Genomic DNA, 23263 nt, shown 5'->3' on the forward strand with positions numbered 1-23263 from the left:
CACCCTGCCCAGCGGGGTTGGCGGGCACCGCGCGGACGTATGACAGTTGAGTGACAAAACCCCCTGATGTCGATCGCGGTTGGTCGGTCGGGGAGGGCTTGGGGATGATTCCGGTATGACAGCGGTACTGGTGATCGAGGACGACGACCGGATCCGGTTGGCGTTGCTGCTCGCTCTGGAGGACGAGGGCTACGAGGCCCGGGGAGCGGCGACCGCCGAGGAGGGGCTGCGCACGCAGCGCCGGGATCCCGCCGACTACGTCCTGGTCGACCTGATGCTGCCCGGCATCGACGGCTTCGAGGGCATCCGTCAGCTGCGCCGCGACGACGACGTGCCGATCGTCGTCGTCAGCGCCCGCGACGACACCCACGACATCGTCGCCGCCCTGGAAGCCGGCGCCGACGACTACGTGGTCAAGCCGGTGGCGATCAAGGAACTGACCGCCCGGCTGCGCGCGCTGCGCCGACGCGGTCGCGCGGTGACCGCACCGGACGGCCCGGAGCCGGTGCCGGTGCTCGCCTTCGGTGAGCTGGAGGTGAGTCCCGAGGCGGGGGAGGTGCGCCGGTCCGGTGAGCCGGTGGCGGTCACCCGTACCGAGTTCCGGCTGCTGTGCGAGCTGGCCGAGCACGCCGGCCGGGTGCTCTCGCGCCAGCAGCTGCTCAGCCGCGTCTGGGGGTACGACAGCGGCGACGAACGACTGGTCGACGTGCACGTCGGCCGGCTGCGTCAGAAGATCGAGGATGATCCGGCCAACCCCCGGCACCTGGTGACGTTGCGCGGCCTGGGCTACAAACTCCAACGATGAGACGCCTCGGACTGCGTGCCCGGGTCACCGCCGCGTTCGCGGTCGGTGCGCTGCTGCTGTCCGCCTCGATGGCCCTGGTGTCGTACGAGCTGACCCGCCGCACCCTGCTCGACGAGCGGGAACGCACCGTCCTGCGGGCGGCGTACTACGACGCGGCGGTGGTCCGGGCGGGTCTGAACATCGAGAACCCCGATGTCGTGGAGGCGCTGCGGGCGTTGGACACCGGCACCGGCCGCAGACCGTTGATCCACCTGAACGGCGACTGGTACGCCCGCGGCGCCGACACCGGACTCACCGCCGCGATTCCGGCCCGGATGCAGGACCTGGTCTCGGCGGGAGAACCGGCGGTGCAGCGGGTCCGGGTCAACGACCAACCCGTCATGCTGGTCGGCGTGCCGCTGTCGGAGTCGGCCTCCTTCTACGAGATCGCCTCGCTGCGGGAACTGGAGCAGACCTTCCAGATCCTGGCGCTGGCGCTCACCGCGGTGGCGATCATGGTAGCCGGATCGGGGGCGGCCCTCGGCTGGTACGCCACCCGACACGGACTACGCCCGCTGACCGCCGTCGCCGACGCCGCCGAGCGGATCGCGGCCGGCGATTTCACCACCCGGCTCGCCCCGGACACCGACCCGGACCTGACCCGGCTGTCCACCTCCTTCAACCGGATGGTCGACGAGCTGGCCGGGCGGATCGACCGGGACCGGCGGTTCGCCGCCGACGTCAGCCACGAGCTGCGCTCGCCGTTGCAGACGCTCGCCGCGGCAGCCAGTGTGCTGGCCCGTCGTCGGGAGAGCCAGGACGAGCGGACCGCCACCGCCGCCCGGCTGGTGGCCGACGAGATCGAACGCTTCCAGCAGTTGGTCAACGACCTGCTGGATCTGGCCCGCAGCGATCAGCCGGTGCACCGCGAGCCGGTCGACCTGACCGACCTGGCCCGGCAGGCGTGCCGGGACCTGGACCTGCCGGAGTCGATGGTCCACCTGGCGGCGGGCACACCGGCCACCTGGCGGGTGGACCGCCGCCGCGTCACCCAGGTGTTGACCAATCTGCTCGACAACGCCGAGCGTTACGGCGCCGGTCCGGTCGCGGTGCGCCTGTCCCACTCCGGTGGCACGGGTGTCATCGAGGTCGACGACGAGGGCCCGGGAGTGCCGATGGAGGACCGCAAGGCGATCTTCGACCGCTTCGTCCGTGGCCGGGCGGCGAACTACCGGGGCGGCGGCGACGGCACCGGCCTGGGGCTGGCGCTGGTGGCCCAGCACGCCGCCGCGCACGGCGGAGACGCCTCGGTCAGCGACCGCCCCGAGGGCGGCGCGCGGTTCCGGGTCACCCTGCCGGGAAGCGTGTCGTGACCGGCGCCCGCGCCGGGGCCGCGCTGGTCGCCGCCGTGCTGATACTGCTCGCCGGTTGCGGCGTGCCGGCCGAGGACAGTCCCCGGGCGGTCACCCCGCCACCGGGCCCCTTCCCGTACACCGCCACGGCCGCACCGACGGCGGCCGAGACCGGCGCGGTCACCGAGGTGCTCTACTTCTCCCGCGACGACCGCCTGGTGCCGGTGATCCGCCGCATCGACCAGGTGCCCGCACTCGACGCGCAGTTGCGGGACCTGCTGGCCGGACCGACCCCCGCCGAGCGCGACGACGGCCTGACCAGCGCCCTCCCGGGTGCCTTCACCAGCGCGGTGGTCGAACTCGTCGACGGGTTGGCCCGCGTCACCGTCGTGCTCACCGGCGTGGACACCGGGCGCAGTGACGGGCTGCTGGCGTACGGACAGATCGTCTGCACGCTCAGCGCCCGCACCGACGTCACGGCGGTGCTGTTCCTGGAGGGCGGCGCGCCGCTGAGCGTCCCCCGGGCGGACGGCTCGCTGTCGTCGGCCCCACTCACCGCGGCCGACTACGCCGTCCTGATCAATCCACGCTGAGCAGCCTGATGACGGGAGTTCTGCGGGTCCGTGACGGTTGCGTGACAAACGTGGCGACGGCCGGCGGCGGTGTTTGACGGGCCCGCTGAGCAGGGCACCAGACTGACGCTCAAGTTCGACGTCGGAGGGACGGCTCTCGTGGAAATCACCGGTTTCTTCACCGCCATCATCATCGGTCTCGTCATCGGCGCCCTCGGCCGGCTCGTCGTGCCGGGCCGCCAGCGCATCCCGATCCTGCTGACCATCCTGATCGGTGTCGTGGCCGCGATCCTCGGCACCCTGCTGGCCGGCGTGCTCGGCGTCGACGACACCCGCGGCGTGGACTGGATCGAGTTGTTCCTCCAGATCGGCTTCGCCGCGGTCGGCGTCTCGCTCGTGGCCGGAGCGTACGGCCGGCGCCGCTGACGTCCGCTCGAACCGGCCCGTCCCGCGTACCGGGGCGGGCCGGCTTCGTGCCAGCGCACCCGGCGCACGCCCCAGGACAACGGGCGGCCGGCACGGGCCCGGTCGGCGACGCGCGTGCGGGCGGCAGGGCCACCGGACGCACGCGCAGCGCGACGACTCGTATCCTTTCTGCGAGACCGTCGTGGCGACGACCGGAAAGGGACATGGTGTGAACGACCGGGCCGAGACGTTGGAGTTCCAGGCCGAGGCGCGTCAGCTGCTCCGGCTGATGGTCCACTCGATCTACTCGAACAAGGACGTCTTCCTCCGCGAGCTGATCTCGAACGCCTCCGACGCGCTGGACAAGCTGCGCCTGGCGTCGATGGTCGACAAGGACCTCGCCGTCGACACGGACGACCTGCACATCACCATCGACGTCGACCGGGACGCGCGCACCCTGACCGTGCGGGACAACGGCATCGGGATGAGCCGCGACGAGGTCGTCTCCGTCATCGGTACGATCGCCAAGTCCGGCACCGCGGAGCTGCTGCGCCAGCTGCGCGAGGCCAAGGACGCCGGTGCGTCACAGGAGCTGATCGGCCAGTTCGGTGTCGGCTTCTACGCCGCGTTCATGGTCGCCGAGCGGGTCGAGCTGGTCACCCGGCGGGCCGGCGAGACCGGCGGTACGCGCTGGGAGTCCACCGGCGAGGGCACGTACACCATCACCGAGCTGGACGACGCCCCGCAGGGCACGGCGGTGACCCTGCACCTCAAGCCCGTCGACGCCGAGGACAACCTGCACGACTACACCGCCGAGTGGACGATCCGCGACATCGTCAAGCGCTACTCCGACTTCATCGCCCACCCGATCCGGATGACCGTCGAGCGGCCCGGCACCGACGACGCGCCCGCCACCACCGAGTCGGTGACGCTCAACTCGATGAAGGCGTTGTGGGCGCGCCCGCGCGGCGAGGTCGAGCCGGCGGAGTACCACGAGTTCTACAAGCACGTCAGCCACGACTGGGCGGACCCCCTCGAAACCATCCACATGCGGGGGGAGGGGACCTTCGAGTACGAGGCGCTGCTGTTCATCCCCAGCCACGCGCCGCTGGACCTGTTCTCCCCGCAGGGCCGCCGGGGCGTGCAGCTCTACGTCAAGCGCGTGTTCATCATGGACGACTGCGACGCGCTCATGCCCAACTACCTGCGCTTTGTCAAGGGTGTGGTGGACGCCCACGACCTGTCGCTGAACATCTCCCGGGAGATCCTCCAGCAGGACCGGCAGATCCGCGCCGTACGCCGTCGGCTGGTCAAGAAGATCCTCGCCACGGTCAAGGACCTCAAGGCCGACCAGCCGGAGCGCTACCGCACCCTCTGGTCCGAGTTCGGGCCGGTGCTGAAGGAGGGCCTGATCGAGGACACCGACAACCAGGAGACCCTGCTGGAGATCCTGTCGGTGGCCTCCACCAACGACCCGGCCGAACTGACCGACCTGGCCGGCTACGTCGAACGCATGCGCGACGGCCAGAACGACATCTACTACGCCACCGGCGAGAACCGGGCCACCATCGAGAACTCCCCGCACATGGAGGCGTTCCGCGCCAAGGGCTACGAGGTGCTGCTGCTCACCGACCCGGTCGACGAGGTCTGGGTCGAGCGGGTGGGCAGCTACACCGGCAAGACCCTGCGCTCGGTCGCCAAGGGGCAGGTCGACCTGGACACCGAGCAGGAGCGTACGGAGGCCGAGGCCGAGCGGGAACGGCAGCGTACCGAGTACGCCGACCTGCTCGGCTGGATGGGTGAGGTGCTGGCGGACAACGTCAAGGAGGTGCGGCTGTCGTCGCGACTGACCACCTCACCGGCCTGCGTGGTCGGCGACGCGCACGACCTCACGCCCACCCTGGAGAAGATGTACCGGGCGATGGGCCAGGAGGTGCCGAAGGTCAAGCGGATCCTGGAACTCAACCCGACGCACCCGCTCGTCACCGGCCTGCGCAAGGCCCACGAGCAGGGCGGAACCCGCGACTCGCTGGCCGAGACCGCCGAGCTGCTCTACGGCACGGCGCTGCTCGCCGAGGGCGGTGACCTGGCCGACCCGTCGCGGTTCGCCCGGATCCTCGCCGACCGCCTCGCCCGCACCCTGTAGCCGCTCCCTGATCACGCTCGATCTGGGATCGAGTGGCCTTCGAGTCGCCACGAGACCACTCGATCCCGGATCGAGCGCAATCTTGGGCGGTCCCGACCGTCGGGCCGCTCCGGCGGGTCAGCGGGTGAGGCCGGCCAGGGTTGGTCAGCCGGGCCACGCCGGCCGCCGCGGGTCGACTCCTTTCGTACGCGGCGTCCCACTTCCTGATCGCCCCGCAAAGCGCCGTACCTGCCACAGGGGTACCCCAGGCGTGGAATTCCGGCTGGCTGGGTACCACTGGCCGCCATGAGTGCGAGTGTGCTGGTGGACCCGGACCGGCCGGCTCCCGCCGTGACGGTCGGCACCGTCGCGGTCGTGGCCCATCGGAAGAAGACCCTCGGCGGCGGCTTGGACGAACTGCGGGCCGCGCTGGTCGGCGCGGGCGTCGAGGACCTGCTGTGGTACGAGGTGCCCAAGAGCCGCAAGGCGCCGAAGAAGGTGCGCAAGGCGCTCGACAAGGGTGCCGAGCTGGTCTTCGTCTGGGGCGGCGACGGGATGGTCCAACGCTGCGCCGACACCCTCGCGGGCAGCCGGACCCCGATGGCCATCCTGCCTGCCGGCACCGCCAACCTGTTCGCCACCAACCTGGGCATTCCGGAGGATCTCCGCGAGGCCGTCCGGATCGGCCTGCACGGGCAGCATCGCCGCCTCGATCTCGGCAAGCTCAACGGTGAGCACTTCGCGGTGATGGCCGGTGCCGGCTTCGACGGCGACCTGATCCGCGAGGCCGACCGGGAGATGAAGGGACGCCTCGGTCGGCTCGCCTACGTGTGGACCGGGCTGCGCCACGTGCGGGGCGAGCTGACCCGGACCAGGATCACCGTCGACGGTGCCCTCTGGTTCGACGGTGAGGCCAGTTGCGTGCTGTTCGGCAACGTCGGCACCATCACCGGCGGCATCCCCGCCTTCGACGACGCCCGCCCCGACAGCGGCTCGCTGGAGATCGGGGTCTCCACCGCCAGTGGCGCTGTCGACTGGGCCCGCACCCTCGGCAAGATGGCCACCGGCCGCTCCGAGGACTCCAAGTTCGTGCGGATCACCCGGGGACGCAAGGTCAAGGTCCGCTTCGCCGAGCCGAAGACGTACGAACTGGACGGCGGCGCCCGCACCACGGCCCGGAAACTGAAGGTACGCGCCGTGCCCGCCGCCCTGACCGTCTGCTGCCCCGACCGGGACGCCGAGGAGGCAACCGCCGCGCCGCAGTGAGGCGGGGGCGGGGGATTGGTCACCCGACCGGGCCTGGACTGCGGCTCAGCGGTCGGCCAGCGCCGCCAGCCGGGACAGCAGCCGCGTACGGATGTCCCGCTGGCCCTCGTCATCGGTTCGCGACCACGGACATGCCACGTCTAACGCCACCACGCGGCCGGTCGAGAACAGCCGCGCGCAGGCGGCCAGGACGGCGTCGGCCGACGGGCCGTCCGGCACCGGGAAGCGGAGACCGGGCACCTCGCCCGAGTCGATCACGTCCACGTCGATGTGCAGGACCAGCGGCCCGGACGGCACGGTCTCCGCGGAAACCTCGGCGACCGGAATCCGGCGCGTCGCGCTGACGGCCAGATATTCCACTTCCGCCGGATCAAGGTCTCGGGCGTCGACCAACACCGAGCGCTCCGGCGGCACCGGCCGCAACCCGATCACGTCGGCGTACCGCTCGGGATGCGCACCGTTCAGCAGCCGCAGCGCGAGGCCTCCCAGATAGCCCGATGTGCTCGTCTGCAAGGTGTGCACGTCACCATGGGCGTCGAACCAGACAACCGCCGGGTCGACTCCGGCTCCCTGCACCCCCGCGACGGTGCCGCCGGCGACCAGGCAGTCGCCGGAGAACACCACCGGTACGCCGCTGGCCGCCACCACCGGCGACACCGCCTCCGCCGTCGCGGAGCACACCCCTGCCATCTGTCGCCAGACGTCCCCGTCGCGCACCCGCGACCGGACAGTGACATCCGCCGGGATCGGGATCTCGTCGTCGAGAAGCCGCTCATCTTGGTGGTAGGGCACCAGGATCGTCGTCACGCCCCACCCTATCGTCGAGGTCCACAGTCACCATTCACCGCGACGTGCTGTACGCGGTGGAGGTGGGTTTCACCTGGCTGGCGGCGTCGGCGCAGCGGACAGGGCGGAACACCGAGGCGAAGTTCCTGCTCTTCGCCAACGCGTTCGAGGCGTGGAACGTGGCCCGCGTCGACCTGAAGACACCCGGCGAGGCGGGGCTGCTCCGAGACTCCGCCATGTACTCGATCATCGATTCGGAATGGCCGGCCTGCCGGGCCGCACTACACGCGCCGCTCGCGAGCGGAGAACGGGAGACGAGAACATGCCCACCCCCACCAAGCGGCTGGTGAGCAGGATCAGACGGGAGTTCCAGGAGCCCGGCAGCGCCGACGAGGTGATCCGGTGGCTCGCCGAGCTACCCTCCGACGCGTACGGTCGTCAGGATCCGGAACGCGTCCAAGCGGCGTTGGTGCTCGCGGCGTCCGGCCAATGGAGTCGATTCGTCGCTGAGGTAGAGCTTCTCCGAACGGACTGGCGGGACGTGCTCGTCGCGGGCGGCCTTGCCCACGGTGACTGGCCGGAGCGCCTTGCTGCCGAACTCCCGGATCAGGACAGCGAAAGCTGACCACCCCACCCCCGTGACAGCAGCGGTTACCTCGTCAGGCGGTGCGAACAGTGCCCGCCCGCACGAGCGGCAACCGCCCCCGCCGTCGACACCACCGCCGGTTGACGCGATGGCCATGCTGAAACAGCGAGCCCCGTCGGAACCGTTGGAGGAAACCTGTGCGCAAGCCGGTCAAGACCGCCGCCGTCCTTGTCGGGCTCGGCGCCGGTGTAGCACTCGGTCCGTCCCTTGGTCCGGCCGCGGTCTGGTCCGGCACCGCGATCGCCGTGCTCGGCGTCGCGCTCTGCCTGGTCGGTACGACGGAGTCCGATCTCGTCGGCGACGGCCTGGTGAACCCCGACGAGGAGACCGGGGTACCCCGGGGATGGGACGAGCACAGGAGCAACGGTTGCGGCCGCACGACGGCGGAATCGTCAGCGGTCAGGTCTCAGTGGCCTGGGCACCCGGGTGGAACAGATCCTCAGGCTCGCCGAGGAACAGGCCGACGACCATCGCGCCGAGGCGCGGCGCGAGAGCGACGTGATCGTGGCCGCCGCCCGACGGGAGGCTGAGGTGATCCTGAACCGAGCCCACGAACAGGCGGCCGGGATCACCGGAGCCCGGGATCGGTCTCCGGTACCGCCCACCCGCGCGGCTTCACCGGACGGCGATCCGGGGCCGGTGCGTCACGAACCACCCGCGCCATGAGCGTTCCGCCCCCATCGGCAAGGGGTGCCCGCTCGGGGTGGAAGATCGGTGTCGGTGGGCGATGGCAGGGTAGGCGTCATGGCGATCGAGGTGCGCCCCGCGACCGTGTTCGAGGATGTCGCGGCTGTCGTCGGTCCGAAGCGGCCGGACGCGAACGTGTGCTGGTGTCTGAGCTACCGCATCGGCGGGAAAGAGAACCTGCACCTACGCGGGACGATGCGCGGCGACCGGGTACGCGAACTCGTCGGGCGCGACCCTCCTCCCGGGGTGCTGGCCTACGACGGCGACGAGGTCGTCGGCTGGGCGGCGGTACATCCGCGAGCCGATACGAGCTTCGCCCGCAACAAGCGGATCCCGCACCTCGACGATCTCGATGTGTGGAGCGTGTGGTGCTTCCGGGTGCGGCCGGGTCACCGCAAGCGGGGCATCGTGCACCACCTGCTCGCCGGTGCGGTCGCCTTCGCCCGCGAACGCGGAGCGCCGGCAATCGAGGGCTATCCCGTCGACAACCGTGGTGAGAAGGTGGACCTCACGATGGCGTACGTCGGCACCCGCGCGGTTTTCGAGCACGCCGGCTTCGTCAAGGCGGCCGACACCACCTCGGTGCTCGCCGGGTTCCCGCGCGTGCTCATGCGACTCGACCTGCGGTGAGGTGGATCGCCACGGGCAACCACACCGACAGCAGGGACGGTCAGCTGTGCGACTGACTGATCAACGCCTGTCTGAGCGCGTCGATCAGCCCTCTGCTGAAGTGGCTGTCGGCGTCCGGCGTCACGATGGTCGGGCCGTTGGACCACACTGAGGGCATGACGTTGACGACTCGGATGCTGACGTCGGAAACCTGGGACGACTTCGCCGTGCTCGTCGAGGCCAACAACGGGGTGTGGGGCGGTTGCTGGTGCATGGGATTCCATCCGGAGGGGGTCGGTGCCGGGCACACTCGGGAAGGAAACCGGAAGGCGAAGCGTCGGCATGTGGTGGGCGGTACGGTCCACCAGGTGCTCGTCTACGACGGTGACCACTGCGTCGGCTGGTGCCAGTTCGGTCCCCCGCTCGAATTGCCCAACATCAAGAACCGGCGCACTTACGACCAGGGAACCGACGATCTGCCGGATTGGCGGATCGGCTGCATATTCACCAACGCGAAGGACCGCGGCAGGGGCGTTGCGGCGGCTGCGGTGGCGGCGGCGTTGGAGGAAATCAGGCGGGCCGGCGGCGGCGTCGTGGAGGCCTATCCGGAGCAGACCGAGGGACGTCCGCCGCAGCGTGGCGCTTACCTGCACACCGGGCCGGAGGAGTTGTTCGCGCGATACGGCTTCACCCGCGTACGGAAGATCGCGAAGTGGCGGTGGGTCATGCGCACCAGGGTCTGATCCTGCTTACCTCGTCGTAAGGTGATGCACCGCCGGATCCCATGTTCTTCCAAGAGGACGTTGCCGTCGTCATCCGAACTTCGATACCCCGGCTATGAGCGCGCGCCCGATCAGGAAGTCCCGCTAGGAGTGGGGGCCGGCGGCGGTCCTGCCGAGGCGGCGGGCCAGCTGTCCGAAGGCGTGGACGAGCTCGGCGGGTTCGACGACCTCGATCTCGGTGTCGAACCGGGCGATGGCGGCGGCGAGGCTGGGCCAGGACCAGGAGCCGAGGGTGAGCCGGCAGCGGTCCGCGCCTACCTCCTCGACGATCCCGTCGCGGGTGTAGCGGGCCACGGTGGCGGCCGGCAGGTCGAGCATGACGGTGCCCTGGCAGGGCCAGCCAAGGGTGCCGTCGTCAGCGCCACGGAACCTGCCGGTGACGAAGGTGGTCACGTCGCCGCCGGGCAGTTCCCTGGGCGTGAACCGGGGTCCGTTGGGGATGCGCAGGGCGATGCGGTCGGCGCGGAAGGTGCGCCAGTCCGCCCGGTCGAGGTCCCACGCGACGAGGTACCAGCGTCCGTCCCAGGTGATGACGTGGTGCGGCTCGACGCGGCGCGGCTGGCCCGTGGTGTCGGGGCGGTAGTCGAAGCGGAGGATCTCGCGGGCCTGCGTGGCGGAACTGATCGCCAGGAGCACGTCGTGATCGATCGAAGCGGCCGCTCGGGTGGTGGGTCGTTCGACGGCGGTGATCTGGAGGGCGTTGATGCGGTGCCGTAGCCGGGACGGCATCACCTGCCGGACGGTGGTCAACGCCCGTGCTGCCGCTTCGCCGGTGCCGTCGCCCAGCGTGGTACTGGCGATCTGCAGCGCGATGGTGAGGGCGATGGCCTGCTCGTCGTCGAACAGCAGGGGCGGTAGTTCGGTGCCGGCGCCGAGCCGGTAGCCGCCGTCGGGACCCTTGGCGGCGGCGATGGGGTAGCCGAGCTCACGCAGCCGGTCGATGTCGCGGCGCACCGTCCGCAGGCTGATGTCGAGCCGCTCGGCCAGCAGCGTGCCCGGCCAGTCGCGGCGGGTCTGCAGCAGCGACAGCAGGGCCAGCAGTCGACCAGAGGTTTTCGGCACGCCGCGAAATGTACCCGGAGTAGGTGCCACACCCTGTCACCTACGCCGTCGACCCTTGGGTGGTGACGCGGGCCGGACGGCCTGACCGCACCTCTCTCACAGGAGTTCTTCATGAGCATCAGCACCACCGCCCATCTGAACTTCCGGGGCAACGCCCGCCAGGCGCTGGAGTTCTACCACTCGGTGTTCGGCGGCGAGATCATGGTCATCACGTACGGCGACTTCGGGATGCCGAAGGAACTGCCCGACGCCGGCAAGGTCGTCTGGGGTCAGGTCGCCGCCGACGACGGCTTCCGCGTCATGGCCTACGACGTGCCCGGCCAGACCGGCAGCGCGCCGGCACCCTCCACCCGGCGCGAGAACGGCATGACGCTGACCGGCGAGTCGTTCTTCTTGTCGGTCCGCGGCCAGAGCGTCGAAGAGGTCGGCGCGCTGTGGGAGAAGCTGGCCGATGGTGCCACCGTCGTCGAGGCGTACGGCCCAGCGCAGTGGGCACCGGCGTTCGGGATGCTGACCGACCGCTTCGGCGTCACCTGGATCCTCGACGTCACCGCCCCGCACGCCTACGCCTGACAGCCCGCTGGCAACGGGACGGGGTGCCACCAACCCGGGCGGCCTCGTCCCGTTGCCAGCATCGACGGCTCAGCTGTCGTTCGCGCCTACCAGCGCAGGTGCCCGAACTCGTCGGTGAACGTTCCGCTTGGCCCGTCCGCGTCGAGCGTGGCCAGGCGTACGACCGTCTTGGCGCTTTCCGTCACTGGTCTTCCGACGCCGAAGGCGGCGGTCATGTCGGTGGCGGTGGTGCCGGGCTCGACGGCGTTGAACTTGATGCCCGGATGGGACTTGGCGTACTGGACGGTGAGCATGGTGGCCGCCGACTTGGACGCCGCGTAGAGCGCCAGCGGCAGGTTGAACTCCGGCCGCTCGGGATTGGTCACCGCCCAGAAGGATCCCATGCTGCTCGACAGGGTGACCACCGTGGGATTCGAGGATCTCCGCAGCAGCGGCAGGGCGGCCTCCGTGACTCGGACGATCCCCACGGCATTCGTGTCGAACACGCGCAGGGCCGTCGGCCCGTCGATGGCTCCGGCTCCCAGGACGCCCGCGTTGTTCACCAGCACGTCGAGGCGACCCTCGGTGGAGTCGATTGTCGCCAGCGCATCGCGCACCGACGCGTCGTCGGTGACATCCAACTGCATGAATCGTGCGCCCAGCGCCGCGGCGGCCTGCTCACCCCGCTCGACGTCCCGTGCACCGACGTACACGACGTGACCCAGTTCGTGCAGCTGTCTGGCCGTCTCGAAACCGATGCCCTTGTTCGCGCCGGTGATCAAGGTGACGGTCATGAGTCTCCTCCAGGTATGCGGACCGCCGCGACCAATCGACAGGGTGACCGGCACGCGAGCGCGGCATATTTTGTACCGCTCGGTTGCACCGCCACGTTAGCAGGTTTTGTACCGGTCGGTCGGTGAGCCGGGTCACGTATCGTACCGATCGGTAGACTCGGTTCTCATGGGCATGGAGACGCCTCGCACCGGACGACCGAGAGCCTTCGACGAGGAGACCGTCCTCGACCGCGCCACCGAGGTCTTCTGGCGGTACGGCTACGAGGGCGCGTCACTGAGCGCACTCACCAGCGCGATGGGCATCAACCGCCCGAGCCTGTACGCCACGTTCGGCAGCAAGGAGCAGCTTTTCCAACGCGCCTTCACCCGCTACCACCAGATCCAGGTGGCCAACGCGCGCACGGCACTCGATCAACCCACCGCGCATGCCGCCATAGCAGCTTTCCTGCGCTCCAGCGCCGACGGCCTCACCGCCGACGATCATCCCGCGGGTTGCCTCTCCATCCAGGGAGGTCTGGCCTGCTCGCCGGAGAACAGCCGCATCTCCGAGATCCTGGCCGCGGGCCGGGCCGCCACCGAGTCCGCCCTCGAAGAACGACTGTCCCGAGCGGCGCAGGAAGGAGACCTCCCGGAGGACGTGGATGCCCGGGCGCTGGCGCGATTCGTGATGGCGCTCAGCGAGGGCCACGCCGTGCACGCCGCCGCCGGCGCAAGCCGCGAAGACCTGCACGCCTCGATCGACATCGCGCTGCGAACTCTCGCACCCCGGTCGTGACTGCCGCCGCGACGCCACACCGCCTGCGGCTCACCTGATCAAGCAGGGGCTGAGCGGGTCGCGTGCAATGACGCCAGGAGCTGCAGCCGGTCCGCGTCGGCGCTGCCCTGCTCGGCGGTGAAGACGAGCATGACAGGACCCGGGTTTCCCGGCAGGGGGTACGTGTCCCAGTCCAGGACGATGTCGCCCACCTCGGGAACCCGGAAGGTCTTGGTGCCGCTGACCGAATCACGTACGTCGTGCTGGGCCCACAGCCGCCGGAACTCGGCGCTGCGGATGCTCAGCTCGCCGACGATCGCGGTGGCGCGTGGGTGGGTGGGATCGGTGGCGACGGCGGCGCGCATCATGCCGATGTAGTCCAGGGCCTGCCGCTCCCAGTCCGGGCAGCTACGCTCGCCGGTCAACGTGTCGTCGAACAGCAGCAGGAGCATGTTGAGCCGGTCGGTCGGGTAGGCGTCCGGGTCGCCGAGCAGCGCCTGCGCCATCGGGTTCCAGTCGAGCAGGTCGAGATGCCGGCCGAGGACGACCGCGGGGGTGTCCATCACCCGCAGCAGGCGCCGGGTGCTGTCCGGCACCCGCTCCGGATCGCGGTTCACCCGGCCGGGCATCGGCCGACGGGCGGCGTGGGCCAGGGTGAACAGGTGTCGGCGTTCCTTGTCGTCGAGGCCGAGCGCGCCGGCAAGCGCGTCCAGGACGTCGTCGGACGGACGTACCTCCCGGCCCTGCTCGATCCGCTGGTAGTAGTCAGTGCTCAGCCCGGCCAGCAGGGCCAGCTCCTCACGCCGTAGCCCGGTCACCTTGCGCCGGCCACCCGGCTCCAGGCCGACGTCGTGTGGACGCAGCCGGCTACGCCGAGCGCGGAGGAAGTCGCCGAGCTCCCGAGCGTACGGATGGAGGCTGTTCATACCGCAAGTGTGCAGCGGCCCGGACCACCGAAGGTAGGTCCCGCAGACCTAGGCAATCGAGAACGACCGAACCGCACCGGATCGCTCCTAACGTCGGTGGCCCAGCGCACCGACACCTCCAGGAGCAGCAGATGACCGGATGGACCGCCGACCGCATCCCCGACCAGCGCGGTCGGGTCGCCGTCGTGACCGGCGCGAATTCGGGCCTCGGCCTGGTCACCGCCACCGAACTGGCCAACCACGGCGCCCACGCCGTGCTCGCCGTACGCAACACCCTCGCCGGTGAGGAGGCCGCCCGTCGGATCGGCGGCGACATCGAGGTGCGCGAGCTGGACCTGGCCTCCCTCGCGTCCGTGCGGGCCTTCGCGGCGAAGCTGGCCGGCGACCACCCGGCGATCGATCTGCTGGTCAACAACGCCGGCGTGGTGCTGCTCGGCCCGCGCCGCACCTCCGCCGACGGCTTCGAGCTACAGCTCGCCACCAACATGCTGGGCCACTTCGCGCTGACCGGCCTGCTGCTCGACAACCTCGCCTCGGCGCGGGAAGCCCGCGTGGTCAGCCTCAGCTCGATCACGCACAAGAACGCGCACCTGGACTTCGATGACCTGATGTTCGAACGTGGCTACCGGGCAACCGTCGCCTACGGTCGGTCCAAGCTCGCCACCACGGTCTTCGGCATCGAACTGGACCGCCGCCTGCGCGCCGCCGGAGCGCCGATCGTCAGCGCGCTGGCCCACCCCGGTCTCACCCGCACCAACTTGACTCCGCGTGCCTGGGAGCACCGTGGCCGGTTCGGGCGGCTGATCGCGTCGGCCGGGCTGCTGGCGACCCAGCCGGTGGAGCAGGGCGCGCTGCCGCAGTTGCGCGCCGCGACCGAGCCCGGTGTGCGGGGCGGCCAGTTCTTCGGCCCGGCCGGGCTCTGGGAGACGCGGGGCAGGGTCGCCGTGGCCCGGCTCAGCCGGGAGGCCGTCGATCCGGCCGTCGGCAGGCAGCTGTGGGCGGCAGCCGAGAAGCTGACCGGCGTCAGCTACCTCTGACGGCGGTCACCGGCCGGTCGGCGCGTCAGGTACGGCAGATCGGTGCGGCTGCGCCGGCTACCCGAGTGGTCGAGGACGGTCTGTAAAACGGTTGACGATGGTCGGGGATCGACGAGCAACCTCGGATGGTCCGGCGGCGCGAATTCGTAGATCATGCGGGGGGTGAGCTGGGTAGCGAATCTAATGATTCAGGCTGACATGGCGGACCACGGCAACGTGCGGTCCTTGAGCGGCTGGCTGGAACGCGACGCGCCGCGCAGAGCCGACGCCAGCCCGGACGTGTACGGCAACCAGGCGAGGGGGGTTGGCACGCTGGAGACGCTGACCGACCCAGAAGCCAACCACTGGGGTGGCTGGAAGAACCCGGAGTGCGAGGTCTGGGCCGGCGTCCTCAACCACGCGGACCTGGATGCGCTACTCACCCAGATTCGGGCGGTGCCCTGGCGCTATCCCCAGCGGGTGCAGGTGTTCCTGATGGACCAGGAGGAGTCCTACTTCCGGCTGTACATGTTCCGCGACGGCACCTGGAACCAGTACGCCCCGCCACCACCCGACGCCGATGACCAGCATGCCTGGTAGCGCCAGGACGCCTCCTCTTCAACGAGGAGGAGGCCGCTCTCCACGCGAGCATTGAACGCAGTCCGGGGCGACCCGGGAGGCGGATGTCGCCCACTATCATCTTCGCGTCGCTGGCCGCTGGGCAGGGCACTTCGCCGGGAGGGGACATGGACACGGACCCTTGGGCCGTCCTGGTGGAGGGGCAGCGGCTCCCGTGGTCGTTCACGCCTTTCGAGCATGTGGGCCCGTTGAGGTTCGGCATGACACACGACCAGGTTCAGGCTGCGGTGCAGGACGCCCTCAGCGTTGCCGTCTCGGAGGGCAGCTCGGGCAGTGAAGTGTGGGCGGAATTCTAGCTTGAGCGGCGTACTGACGGGAGGTTCTCCGGGCCAGCGGTCACCACCTACTACGGCGAGTCGATCGGCTTGGCGGGCGTCGCGGTGAATGCGCTGCGCGGCCCTCAGGTGACATTGGAGGGAATGCGACTAGTGGGGCAGACGCCCTCACCCCTGGAGGGCGAGTTCACTGACTACCTCGCGGCCCGCAGCAGCGAATTGCGGTACTCGCAGTACGCCGATCCGTGCTCGCCACAACTCGGGCTGGTGCTGCGGGCACAGCGAGCTGGCGACATTGTGCTGAGCCGTCCGGTGGTGCTGGCAAAGGGTTGGGCTGATCGCTGCTGGGACACCAGCGAAGACCGAATTCCGACACGGGAGTGGAAGACCTTCGAGTAGGTGAACGTCGTACCGCCGCTCGTCGACATGAGGCCAGGCCAGGACAGCGGTATGGGTCCTGGCCTGGCCTCCGGGCTGGGCTGCCAGCGCGGCGGCGGTTGAGGGTCTGCGGCGATGGGTGACTGTCCGTCAGGCGACGCGGGGCTGGATCAGAAGTACACCGTCTTGGTCTTCGAGTACGTGGTGTACTGGTTGCCCGGGTAGAAGGTTGATCCGGACACGGTGACGTCAGCCCTGCTGAACGCGTAGCTGGAGACGAGTTCGCCGGTGAAGGTCTCGCAGTTCTGGTAGTAGACGATGTGGGTGGCGGTGGCGGTTCCCCCCTGGATGGTCACCCGCGAACTCGGGTAGGTGCTCTGCCCGCACAGCGTCACCGAGTAGCTCGCCTGGGCGCTTCCCGTCACCCCGGTCAGGGTGCCGGTGGCGGTGCCGAGGGACAGGGTGTCGTTGTAACCGCCCTTGACCGACACGGTGAACGGGGCCGTGCCTGCCTGGGCGGCGGCCGCGGGGAGCACGGCCACTGTGGCCACGCCGGCGGCGCCTGCGGCCAGCAGGCGAACGAGGCGGGAAGAACGGACTTGAGGCATGACTACTCCAGACGTAAAGGGAAATTGCGCTCGTGGCGTGAGCCGATTGCGAACCCAATGCTAGACGGGCCGAGGCGTAAAAGCACGAACTGAATAGAGCATAACCAATATACCTACGTGGACCCCGGCCAATGTTGTACCTCAATGTCACCATTTACGCGAAACGCGGTGGACGCGCGACTCGACGCACAGCGAAGCCCTGGAATCTGAGCAAGGCTGGACGTTCCTGGAGTTGCGGCGGAGCCGTTTGTCGAGGTAGCGCCGCTTTTTCTCGTGTTCGGCAGCGAGGTGAGTGGAGACCGTAGCGGCGAAGCACCATACTGCGACCGATTCAGCAATCCTCGAATCGAACGACCTCTTCATGACGGATGGCCCCACGATGCGGCTCGCGACATCAGGCGGAATGACCGGTTGACACGGGGGAGGGGCGGGACCGCGTTCGTACGCGTCGACCCGGCCGGGTCAGGGCGCACACGGTGAGGCAGATGGTGGCGGCGAGGACGAGCGGTGGCCGGGCGCCGAGCAGCACGGCGGCGGACCCGAGCGGCGTCGTTGCCGCGATCGGCCCGAACATGACCGTGTTGGCGGTGGCGGCGACCCGGCCGAGCAGCGCCCCGGGGCTGTGCGTCTGGACGGCGGTGATGGCCGCGACGAGCGCGCACGGGAGCCCGAGACCGGCCAGCACCGACGCGGTGACCACTCCCGGCCACCAGGGCAGGCACCGGAGCAGGCAGCTGACCGCGAACAGTGCGGCACCGGTCAGGGCCATGATTGAGGCGCCGAACCGGGCGATCAACCGACCGACCACCAGTCCACCGGCGACCGAACCGGCGCCCTGGGCGCTGAGCAGTACGCCCAGCATCGTCGCCGGCAGGCCGAGCGTGTCGGTGACGACGGCGTAGCCGGCGGCGGTGGTGAAGCCGGACATGCCGATGGCGACCGCGGCCAGCGCCACCGGCCGCTTGATGGACGCCGAACCGAACAGGACGGTGAGCGCGACGCGAACTCCCCGGTCGCGGGGCGTCGCCGCCCGTGGCGTGTGGGTCAGGCGCAGCGCCGCGTAACCGGCCGCGGCGAGGGCCGGTAGCACTGCGGCGAGCAGGGCGACGAGGTGCCCGCCCTGCCAGGCGTACAGGCCGGCGCCGGCGAGCGGGGCGACCAGTTTGACGCCTTCCTGGGCGCTGGAACGCCACCCGTTGACCCGGGCCAGGTGGACCGGTGACAGCGCGGCCGGCAGCAGGGCGCTCTCACCCGCGTCGATCAGGACGTACGCGATGCCATAGACGGTGGCCACGCAGAACAGCAGCCACACCTGGCCGGGGCCATGGACCACCAGCAGGCTGGGCAGGGCGGCGGTGACGCTCAGGTTGGCCGTGATGACGACCCGGCGTCGGGGCAGCCGGTCGACGACAGCGCCCAGCCACGGTCCGGCAAGGGTGGGGGCGTACCCGCAGAGGCCGGCGAGCGCGGCCAGGCCGGGGGAGGCGGTGAGGTCGAGGATCCAGATGCCGGCGACCAGGGCCATGGCGCTGCCGCCGAGTCCGGACAGCAGGGAGACCGCCACGAACAGGATCACGTTGCGCCGCACGAGCCCTCCGGAGTTGAGTCAGAGTGGCTCACAGCGTCATAGCTTGAGTCGCGTCGAGGCAATAGATGCGACGTGCGTCAACGCTTCGTTGACAACGCCTCGGCGAGATCGCAGGCGACGACGCGTACCGGGGCGGGCAGTGCGGGGTCGGCGATCGGCAGGTCGGCCCGGATCCGGTCGGCCAGGTCGTACAGGGCGCCCGGCTCGGCCTCCAGGGCGAGCATCGTGGTGCGGCGGGTCAGTGCCGCCCTGGGAAAGCGACTGTCCCAGCGACGGTCGGCGTCGATCCAGCGCCGCAGGTCGGTCAGGAGCCGGCGCAGCGCCGCGACCTCGGCGGGCCAGTCCTGATCGGACGCCGACCGGCGGGCGGTCCGTGCGGCGGCCAGGCGTTGCCGGCGCTGCTCGGCGGCCTGCCGGGTGCCCAGGCCGAGGGCCGCGGCGACCTGCGCCCAGGTCGCACCGGCCTGCCGGGCCCGGTCGATGAAATCGAGTTCGGTGTCGTCGAGCCGGTCCCGGGTGGCCGGGATGCCGGCGAGTTGATCGAGCGGGTCGAGCACCCGTCAACGTTACATTGACAGCCTCGGGCCTTGGACCTTGCTCAGGCGGCGGCGGACTCTTGGTGCGAGCGGTCCGGCGCCCAACCGGGCCGGGCCGTCGGGGTCGCCCAGGTGTCCTCTCGGGAGGAGGCCGGGGTCGGTGTCTCGTCGGCCGCGCCACCCTGGGCGAGGCTCAGGGCCCGCTGGGCCTGCTGCCACGGCTCGCAGGGCCAGTTCTGACCGGCGCACAGCAGGTGGGTGCAGCCACCGTCCTCGCCTGGCGCATGCGCGTCGGCGACGTCCAGGGCGAGCCGCCACAGCAGTGGGTCGGTGACCCCGGCGGGACGGTCGGCCATGTGGTTGTGCCGGTCGGTGACGTTCTCGGACACGCGTGATCCCCCTCGTAATCGAGCCTCAGGCTCTTGATCTCCAGTCTGCACGCAGGTCAAACACGAGATCCTCGACGGGTTGGTGCGAGGTGGGCGCGGTCACCGGCGCCGGACCCATCGGTGATTGACAGACCCCTATCTGCGGGCGAAGGATGTCGGCAACCCGATCACCCCAACGAACCGGACACGCGACGCTGCGTAATCGGCGATGCGGGCAGCGTCGACCGCCGTGCGCGTCGCCGTGGCTGTCCCGGGAGCTGGCGGCAGTTCGGCGGAACCCGCGCTGAACCCGCTGCATCCCTGCCGCGCGCCGAGAAGAGGGGCGACCGCCTCATGTCCAAGGTCCGTACGGGCTCCCGCTGGCGACCCCAGCTGCCCGCCGCCACCGTCCTGGCCGCCTCGGCGGCCGTATTGTTGCTGGTCAACCCGGCCGCGGCGGTCGTACCGCAGGCCGCCGCACCGGTAGCCGCGCCCGCCGACCTGGGTCGGCTCGCCGACGAGCAGGCCAGCGTGGTCGAGGTGATGCTGGCCGACAGTGCCGAGCTGGACGCTCTGGTCGCCACCGGCGTCGACCTCGACCACCACGTCACCCACACCGTGGACGGGATCGTCGTGCACGCGGTGGTGACCGGCAACGAGATCGCCACGCTGACCCGGGCCGGTTTCACCTTCGGCAAGGTCCTGCACACCGCGGCGGACGCGGAACAGCGGGTGGCCGAGCGGGAGGCGACCATCGCCGCCCACCTGGCGGAAAACCAGGAGTACGCGGCCGCGGCGGACTTCTCCGCCACCTCCACGGTCTCCGACGTCAAGATCATCAGGGCGGACTACTACACCTCGGGAGACACGCAGGTGCTCTCGGTCGAGGCCAAGTGGGCGCAGGGCCAGACCGACGCCAGCCCGTTGACCGTCGAGCGGGACAGCGGGCCGGGCACCGAGATCGGCTCCGGCGGCACCCAGACGATCTCCCGTTTCGTCGACGCCGGCGTGTACCTCTACCACCGGGGCGCGGCGCAGGTGACCAACCGGCCGGCGTACGTGCGGATCACCAGCCCGAGCGGTGACGTGGCGGTGGCCAAGGTCAACGAGTGGCTGCCCATCCCGGACCACAACCCCGAGGGCCCGGGCTACATGAAGGACTTCGTGGCCAGCTACCTGACCCCCACCGAGCTGTACGACCGGATCCGGGCGCTGGCCGCCCAGTACCCGAAGATCTCCGAGATCGTGGAACTGCCGTACCGGACCAACGGCTACCGGCGTAAGGCGCAGGCCGTGTTCGGCACCGCCAACGACGGCCGGGTCGCGGTGGACTCGCTGGCCTGGGGCCACCAGGGCGGCAACGACCTCTCCGTCGAGCTCGCCGATCCCGGCGTCGCCGACGCCCCGCTGGCGGTGACCGTCACCGGCACCCAGGTCCGGGTCGACCTCGCCACCGACGCCAGCGGCACCGTCACCAGCACCGCCGCGCAGGTCGTCGCCGCGCTCAACGCCGAGGCGGGGACGCTGCTGGCCGCGTACACCTATCGGGGCAGCCCGGGCGCCGGCGTGGTCGCGCCGGCCGCGCGGACGCCGCTGTCGGACGGCCTGTCCGCGCCGGCGTCGGTCTCCCGTGACCCGCATCCGGTGTACGCCATCCGCATCGGCAAGCACCGCGACGGTTCCAAGCTCGGTGTCCTCGCCTACGCCCAGGAGCACGCCCGGGAATGGGTGCCGCCGCTGGTCACCATCGAGACCGCCGAGCGGCTGCTGCGCAACTACGCGCACGATCGCCGGACCCGTGAACTGGTGGACAACCTCGACATCTGGATCGCCCCGTCGATCAACCCGGACGGCGGGCACTACTCGTTCTACGACTTCAACTCGCAGCGCAAGAACATGACCAACCACTGTACGGCGGAGACCTCGGGCGACTTCCTCGGCCGCAACTCGTGGGGGGTGGACAACAACCGCAACTACACCGAGTACAGCATGTTCGACGGCTACTCGGGCGCCTCACCGAGCTGCACCAGCGGCACGTACGCCGGGCCCAGCGAGCTGTCGGAGCCGGAGAGCCGCAACGTCGACTGGCTGGCCGCCCGCCCGAACATCAGGTTCTCGATGAACCTGCACTCGTCGGGCAACTACTTCATGTGGTCGCCCGGCTCGTACGCGACCCCCGGCCGGATCTCCGCTCCTCGACCGACCCTGGCCGAGGAGTCGCTGTTCTGGGGAGCGTCGTCGCGGATCCTGACCGCCATCAAGCGGCACCGCAACCTGGCCGTCACCCCGGCCCGGACCGGCCCGATCGCCGACGTGCTCTACTCGGCGGCCGGCAACTCCGGTGACATGCTCTGGTACCGCTACGGCATCTACGCCTGGAACTTCGAGGTCGGCACCTCGTTCCAGCCGGCCTGGCAGGAGGCGCACGCCGAGACGATGGAGTTCTCCAACGGGCTGGTCGAGATGCTCCGGGTGGCCCGTGACTTCGACACGGACAAGAAGCGGCCGACCAGTTCGCTGTCGGTGCGTGCGAGCGCCACCCCGGGCATGGTGGAGGTCACCTTCTCCACCAGCGAACCGGCGGCGGTCTTCTACACGCTCGACCGGAGCAGACCCACCTACGACTCCACGCTCTACGGCTCGGCCGGCATCCGGGAGGGCGGCGAGACGCTGACCATCCCCGTCGGCACGACCGTGCACTGGTTTTCGGTGGACGCGGCCGGCAACGTGGAGAAGAACTACAAGCCCGACGGCCGGGGCAACAACCACAACAAGCAGAAGGTCAGCGCACCGAAGAGCTGACCGGGTCCGGGGGCCGCGACCGCCGTCGAGCGGTCGCGGCTCCCCGGCTCGCGAACGCCTCGGTCGAGCGCACGCGTGCCGGCCCCCGGTCCGGCCCTCGGCGGACCTGTCCGTCGGGCCCCGGGCAGACGTGCCGGGACGCTGTCGAGCTGAACCGTCGATGCCGTCAGACGGCCGCTCCCCGGCCCGGCCACCGCTTCCTCTCCGTGTTGGCGGCGAGGACGGCTTGACCTTGACAGAGTGACAAGGTCTTCACTGTGCCGAGGAGGTGGTCCGGATGAACACGCCGAAGGCGGCCACGGACACGGTGCGGATTCTCGGCGGGCTGGCCAGCGGCAACCCGTCGGTGCGGTTGCGGGCGGCCCTGGCGGCCGGCACGACTCCCGACCCGGGGTTCATCGACAAGCTGCTCGAACGCTGCGCGATCGAGCCGGAGTTCTCCGTGCGCGAGATGCTCACCTGGTCCCTGACCCGGCACCCGGCCTCCGAGACGGTCCCGCGGCTCATCCAGGAACTGGGCTCGGATCGTCCGCAGGCACGCAGCCAGGCGTTGCACACGCTGTCCAAGATCGGGGATCGGCGGGCGTGGCCGGCGATCACCCGGGCGTTGTTGACCGACGCCGACGACGAGGTGGCGCGGAGCGCCTGGCGGGCCGCGGTCGCGCTGGTGCCCGACGGTGACGAGGCCGAACTGGCCGGGGTGCTGGCGACGCAGTTCGGGCGCGGCGAGCGTGAGACGCAGTTGAGCCTCAGCCGGGCGCTGATCGCGCTCGGTGAGGTGATCATGCCGATCCTGCGGGCGGCGATGACGGACCCCGACCCCGTCGTACGCCGGCACGCGGCGGCCACCGAACGGCTGCGGCGCGACCCGGACACCGGATTCGAGTTCGCCGTCGACGAGGCGAAGCGCGTCGTGGCGCTCGGCGAGACGGAGCGGAGGAGGTGACCGGC

Annotated in this window: 26 protein-coding genes; 18 read left to right on the plus strand and 8 right to left on the minus strand. The window is 70.3% G+C overall.

The window, feature by feature from the left end; translation table 11 throughout:
- Positions 1-115 precede the first annotated feature (115 nt).
- The 6 genes from SM447_RS23685 to SM447_RS23710 all read left to right on the plus strand — a co-directional run bounded on the left by SM447_RS23685 (position 116) and on the right by SM447_RS23710 (position 6504).
- Positions 116-805, plus strand: coding sequence for a response regulator transcription factor (locus SM447_RS23685; protein ID WP_474575047.1), 690 nt, complete (start codon positions 116-118; stop codon positions 803-805).
- Positions 802-2157 carry a sensor histidine kinase gene (locus SM447_RS23690; protein ID WP_474575048.1) on the plus strand — a complete coding sequence of 452 codons (1356 nt, stop codon included), beginning with the start codon at positions 802-804 and terminating at the stop codon, positions 2155-2157. The genes SM447_RS23685 and SM447_RS23690 overlap by 4 nt, the downstream gene beginning before the upstream one ends.
- Positions 2154-2729, plus strand: a complete 576-nt coding sequence (locus SM447_RS23695; RefSeq protein WP_474575049.1) for a GerMN domain-containing protein — start codon at positions 2154-2156, stop codon at positions 2727-2729. The genes SM447_RS23690 and SM447_RS23695 overlap by 4 nt, the downstream gene beginning before the upstream one ends.
- Before the next feature lie 138 nt (positions 2730-2867).
- Positions 2868-3134, plus strand: coding sequence for a GlsB/YeaQ/YmgE family stress response membrane protein (locus SM447_RS23700; protein WP_474575050.1), 267 nt, complete (start codon positions 2868-2870; stop codon positions 3132-3134).
- A gap of 208 nt (positions 3135-3342) precedes the next feature.
- Positions 3343-5259 (plus strand): molecular chaperone HtpG, encoded by a 1917-nt coding sequence (gene htpG, locus SM447_RS23705; RefSeq protein ID WP_474575051.1) that lies wholly within the window; start codon positions 3343-3345, stop codon positions 5257-5259.
- A 285-nt stretch (positions 5260-5544) separates the two neighbouring features.
- Entirely contained in the window at positions 5545-6504 is a 960-nt protein-coding gene (locus SM447_RS23710; RefSeq protein WP_474575052.1) for a diacylglycerol/lipid kinase family protein, read from the plus strand.
- A gap of 45 nt (positions 6505-6549) precedes the next feature.
- Here the strand turns inward: SM447_RS23710 and SM447_RS23715 are convergent, their stop codons facing one another.
- Positions 6550-7311 (minus strand): arginase family protein, encoded by a 762-nt coding sequence (locus tag SM447_RS23715; RefSeq protein ID WP_474575053.1) that lies wholly within the window; start codon positions 7309-7311, stop codon positions 6550-6552.
- 44 nt (positions 7312-7355) lie between these two features.
- On the opposite strand from SM447_RS23715, the gene SM447_RS23720 reads away from it, so the two are divergent.
- The 5 genes from SM447_RS23720 to SM447_RS23740 all read left to right on the plus strand — a co-directional run bounded on the left by SM447_RS23720 (position 7356) and on the right by SM447_RS23740 (position 9975).
- Positions 7356-7640, plus strand: coding sequence for a hypothetical protein (locus SM447_RS23720; RefSeq protein ID WP_474575054.1), 285 nt, complete (start codon positions 7356-7358; stop codon positions 7638-7640).
- Positions 7613-7915 (plus strand): hypothetical protein, encoded by a 303-nt coding sequence (locus SM447_RS23725; RefSeq protein ID WP_474575055.1) that lies wholly within the window; start codon positions 7613-7615, stop codon positions 7913-7915. Before SM447_RS23720 ends, SM447_RS23725 begins: the two co-directional genes overlap by 28 nt.
- Positions 7916-8362: 447 nt before the next feature.
- Positions 8363-8602, plus strand: a complete 240-nt coding sequence (locus SM447_RS23730) for a DivIVA domain-containing protein (RefSeq protein ID WP_474575056.1) — start codon at positions 8363-8365, stop codon at positions 8600-8602.
- A 78-nt stretch (positions 8603-8680) separates the two neighbouring features.
- Positions 8681-9253: a GNAT family N-acetyltransferase gene (locus tag SM447_RS23735; RefSeq protein ID WP_474575057.1), complete on the plus strand. Its 573-nt coding sequence runs from the start codon at positions 8681-8683 to the stop codon at positions 9251-9253.
- Between the two features lie 155 nt (positions 9254-9408).
- Positions 9409-9975: a GNAT family N-acetyltransferase gene (locus SM447_RS23740; protein ID WP_474575058.1), complete on the plus strand. Its 567-nt coding sequence runs from the start codon at positions 9409-9411 to the stop codon at positions 9973-9975.
- Positions 9976-10098: 123 nt separating this feature from the next.
- Here SM447_RS23740 and SM447_RS23745 read toward each other — a convergent pair whose 3' ends face one another.
- Entirely contained in the window at positions 10099-11076 is a 978-nt protein-coding gene (locus SM447_RS23745; protein WP_474575059.1) for a helix-turn-helix transcriptional regulator, read from the minus strand.
- A gap of 111 nt (positions 11077-11187) precedes the next feature.
- Here SM447_RS23745 and SM447_RS23750 point away from each other — a divergent pair, with 111 nt between their 5' ends.
- The gene (locus SM447_RS23750; RefSeq protein ID WP_474575060.1) at positions 11188-11649 is read left to right on the plus strand and encodes a VOC family protein; all 462 of its coding nucleotides are present in this window, start codon (positions 11188-11190) and stop codon (positions 11647-11649) included.
- Positions 11650-11735: 86 nt separating this feature from the next.
- Here SM447_RS23750 and SM447_RS23755 read toward each other — a convergent pair whose 3' ends face one another.
- Positions 11736-12422: an SDR family NAD(P)-dependent oxidoreductase gene (locus tag SM447_RS23755; protein WP_474575061.1), complete on the minus strand. Its 687-nt coding sequence runs from the start codon at positions 12420-12422 to the stop codon at positions 11736-11738.
- Positions 12423-12588: 166 nt separating this feature from the next.
- Between SM447_RS23755 and SM447_RS23760 the strand changes: the two genes are divergently transcribed.
- A complete protein-coding gene (locus tag SM447_RS23760; RefSeq protein ID WP_474575062.1) occupies positions 12589-13197 on the plus strand; it encodes a TetR/AcrR family transcriptional regulator in 609 nt (202 codons plus the stop codon).
- A gap of 38 nt (positions 13198-13235) precedes the next feature.
- Here the strand turns inward: SM447_RS23760 and SM447_RS23765 are convergent, their stop codons facing one another.
- On the minus strand, positions 13236-14102 hold the full coding sequence (locus tag SM447_RS23765; protein WP_474575063.1) for a helix-turn-helix transcriptional regulator: 867 nt from the start codon (positions 14100-14102) through the stop codon (positions 13236-13238).
- Between the two features lie 131 nt (positions 14103-14233).
- Here SM447_RS23765 and SM447_RS23770 point away from each other — a divergent pair, with 131 nt between their 5' ends.
- The 3 genes from SM447_RS23770 (at position 14234) to SM447_RS23780 (ending at position 16431) form a co-directional block, all read left to right on the plus strand.
- Positions 14234-15139 carry an oxidoreductase gene (locus tag SM447_RS23770; protein ID WP_474575064.1) on the plus strand — a complete coding sequence of 302 codons (906 nt, stop codon included), beginning with the start codon at positions 14234-14236 and terminating at the stop codon, positions 15137-15139.
- 198 nt (positions 15140-15337) lie between these two features.
- A complete protein-coding gene (locus SM447_RS23775) occupies positions 15338-15718 on the plus strand; it encodes a squamosa promoter-binding protein 15 (RefSeq protein WP_474575065.1) in 381 nt (126 codons plus the stop codon).
- A 458-nt stretch (positions 15719-16176) separates the two neighbouring features.
- The gene (locus SM447_RS23780; protein ID WP_474575066.1) at positions 16177-16431 is read left to right on the plus strand and encodes a hypothetical protein; all 255 of its coding nucleotides are present in this window, start codon (positions 16177-16179) and stop codon (positions 16429-16431) included.
- A gap of 149 nt (positions 16432-16580) precedes the next feature.
- On the opposite strand, the gene SM447_RS23785 is transcribed toward SM447_RS23780, so the two are convergent.
- From SM447_RS23785 to SM447_RS23800, 4 genes are all read right to left on the minus strand, one after another.
- The gene (locus tag SM447_RS23785; RefSeq protein ID WP_474575067.1) at positions 16581-17018 is read right to left on the minus strand and encodes a hypothetical protein; all 438 of its coding nucleotides are present in this window, start codon (positions 17016-17018) and stop codon (positions 16581-16583) included.
- A gap of 394 nt (positions 17019-17412) precedes the next feature.
- Positions 17413-18606, minus strand: a complete 1194-nt coding sequence (locus tag SM447_RS23790) for an MFS transporter (RefSeq protein WP_474575068.1) — start codon at positions 18604-18606, stop codon at positions 17413-17415.
- A gap of 77 nt (positions 18607-18683) precedes the next feature.
- The gene (locus SM447_RS23795) at positions 18684-19163 is read right to left on the minus strand and encodes a hypothetical protein (RefSeq protein ID WP_474575069.1); all 480 of its coding nucleotides are present in this window, start codon (positions 19161-19163) and stop codon (positions 18684-18686) included.
- 41 nt (positions 19164-19204) lie between these two features.
- Positions 19205-19531: a hypothetical protein gene (locus SM447_RS23800; protein WP_474575070.1), complete on the minus strand. Its 327-nt coding sequence runs from the start codon at positions 19529-19531 to the stop codon at positions 19205-19207.
- Between the two features lie 333 nt (positions 19532-19864).
- Between SM447_RS23800 and SM447_RS23805 the strand changes: the two genes are divergently transcribed.
- Complete coding sequence (locus SM447_RS23805) at positions 19865-22312, plus strand: M14 family metallopeptidase (RefSeq protein WP_474575071.1); 2448 nt, start codon at positions 19865-19867, stop codon at positions 22310-22312.
- Positions 22313-22589: 277 nt separating this feature from the next.
- Complete coding sequence (locus SM447_RS23810) at positions 22590-23258, plus strand: HEAT repeat domain-containing protein (RefSeq protein ID WP_474575072.1); 669 nt, start codon at positions 22590-22592, stop codon at positions 23256-23258.
- Positions 23259-23263: the final 5 nt, after the last annotated feature.

It is taken from the genome of Micromonospora aridisoli, assembly GCF_056150025.1.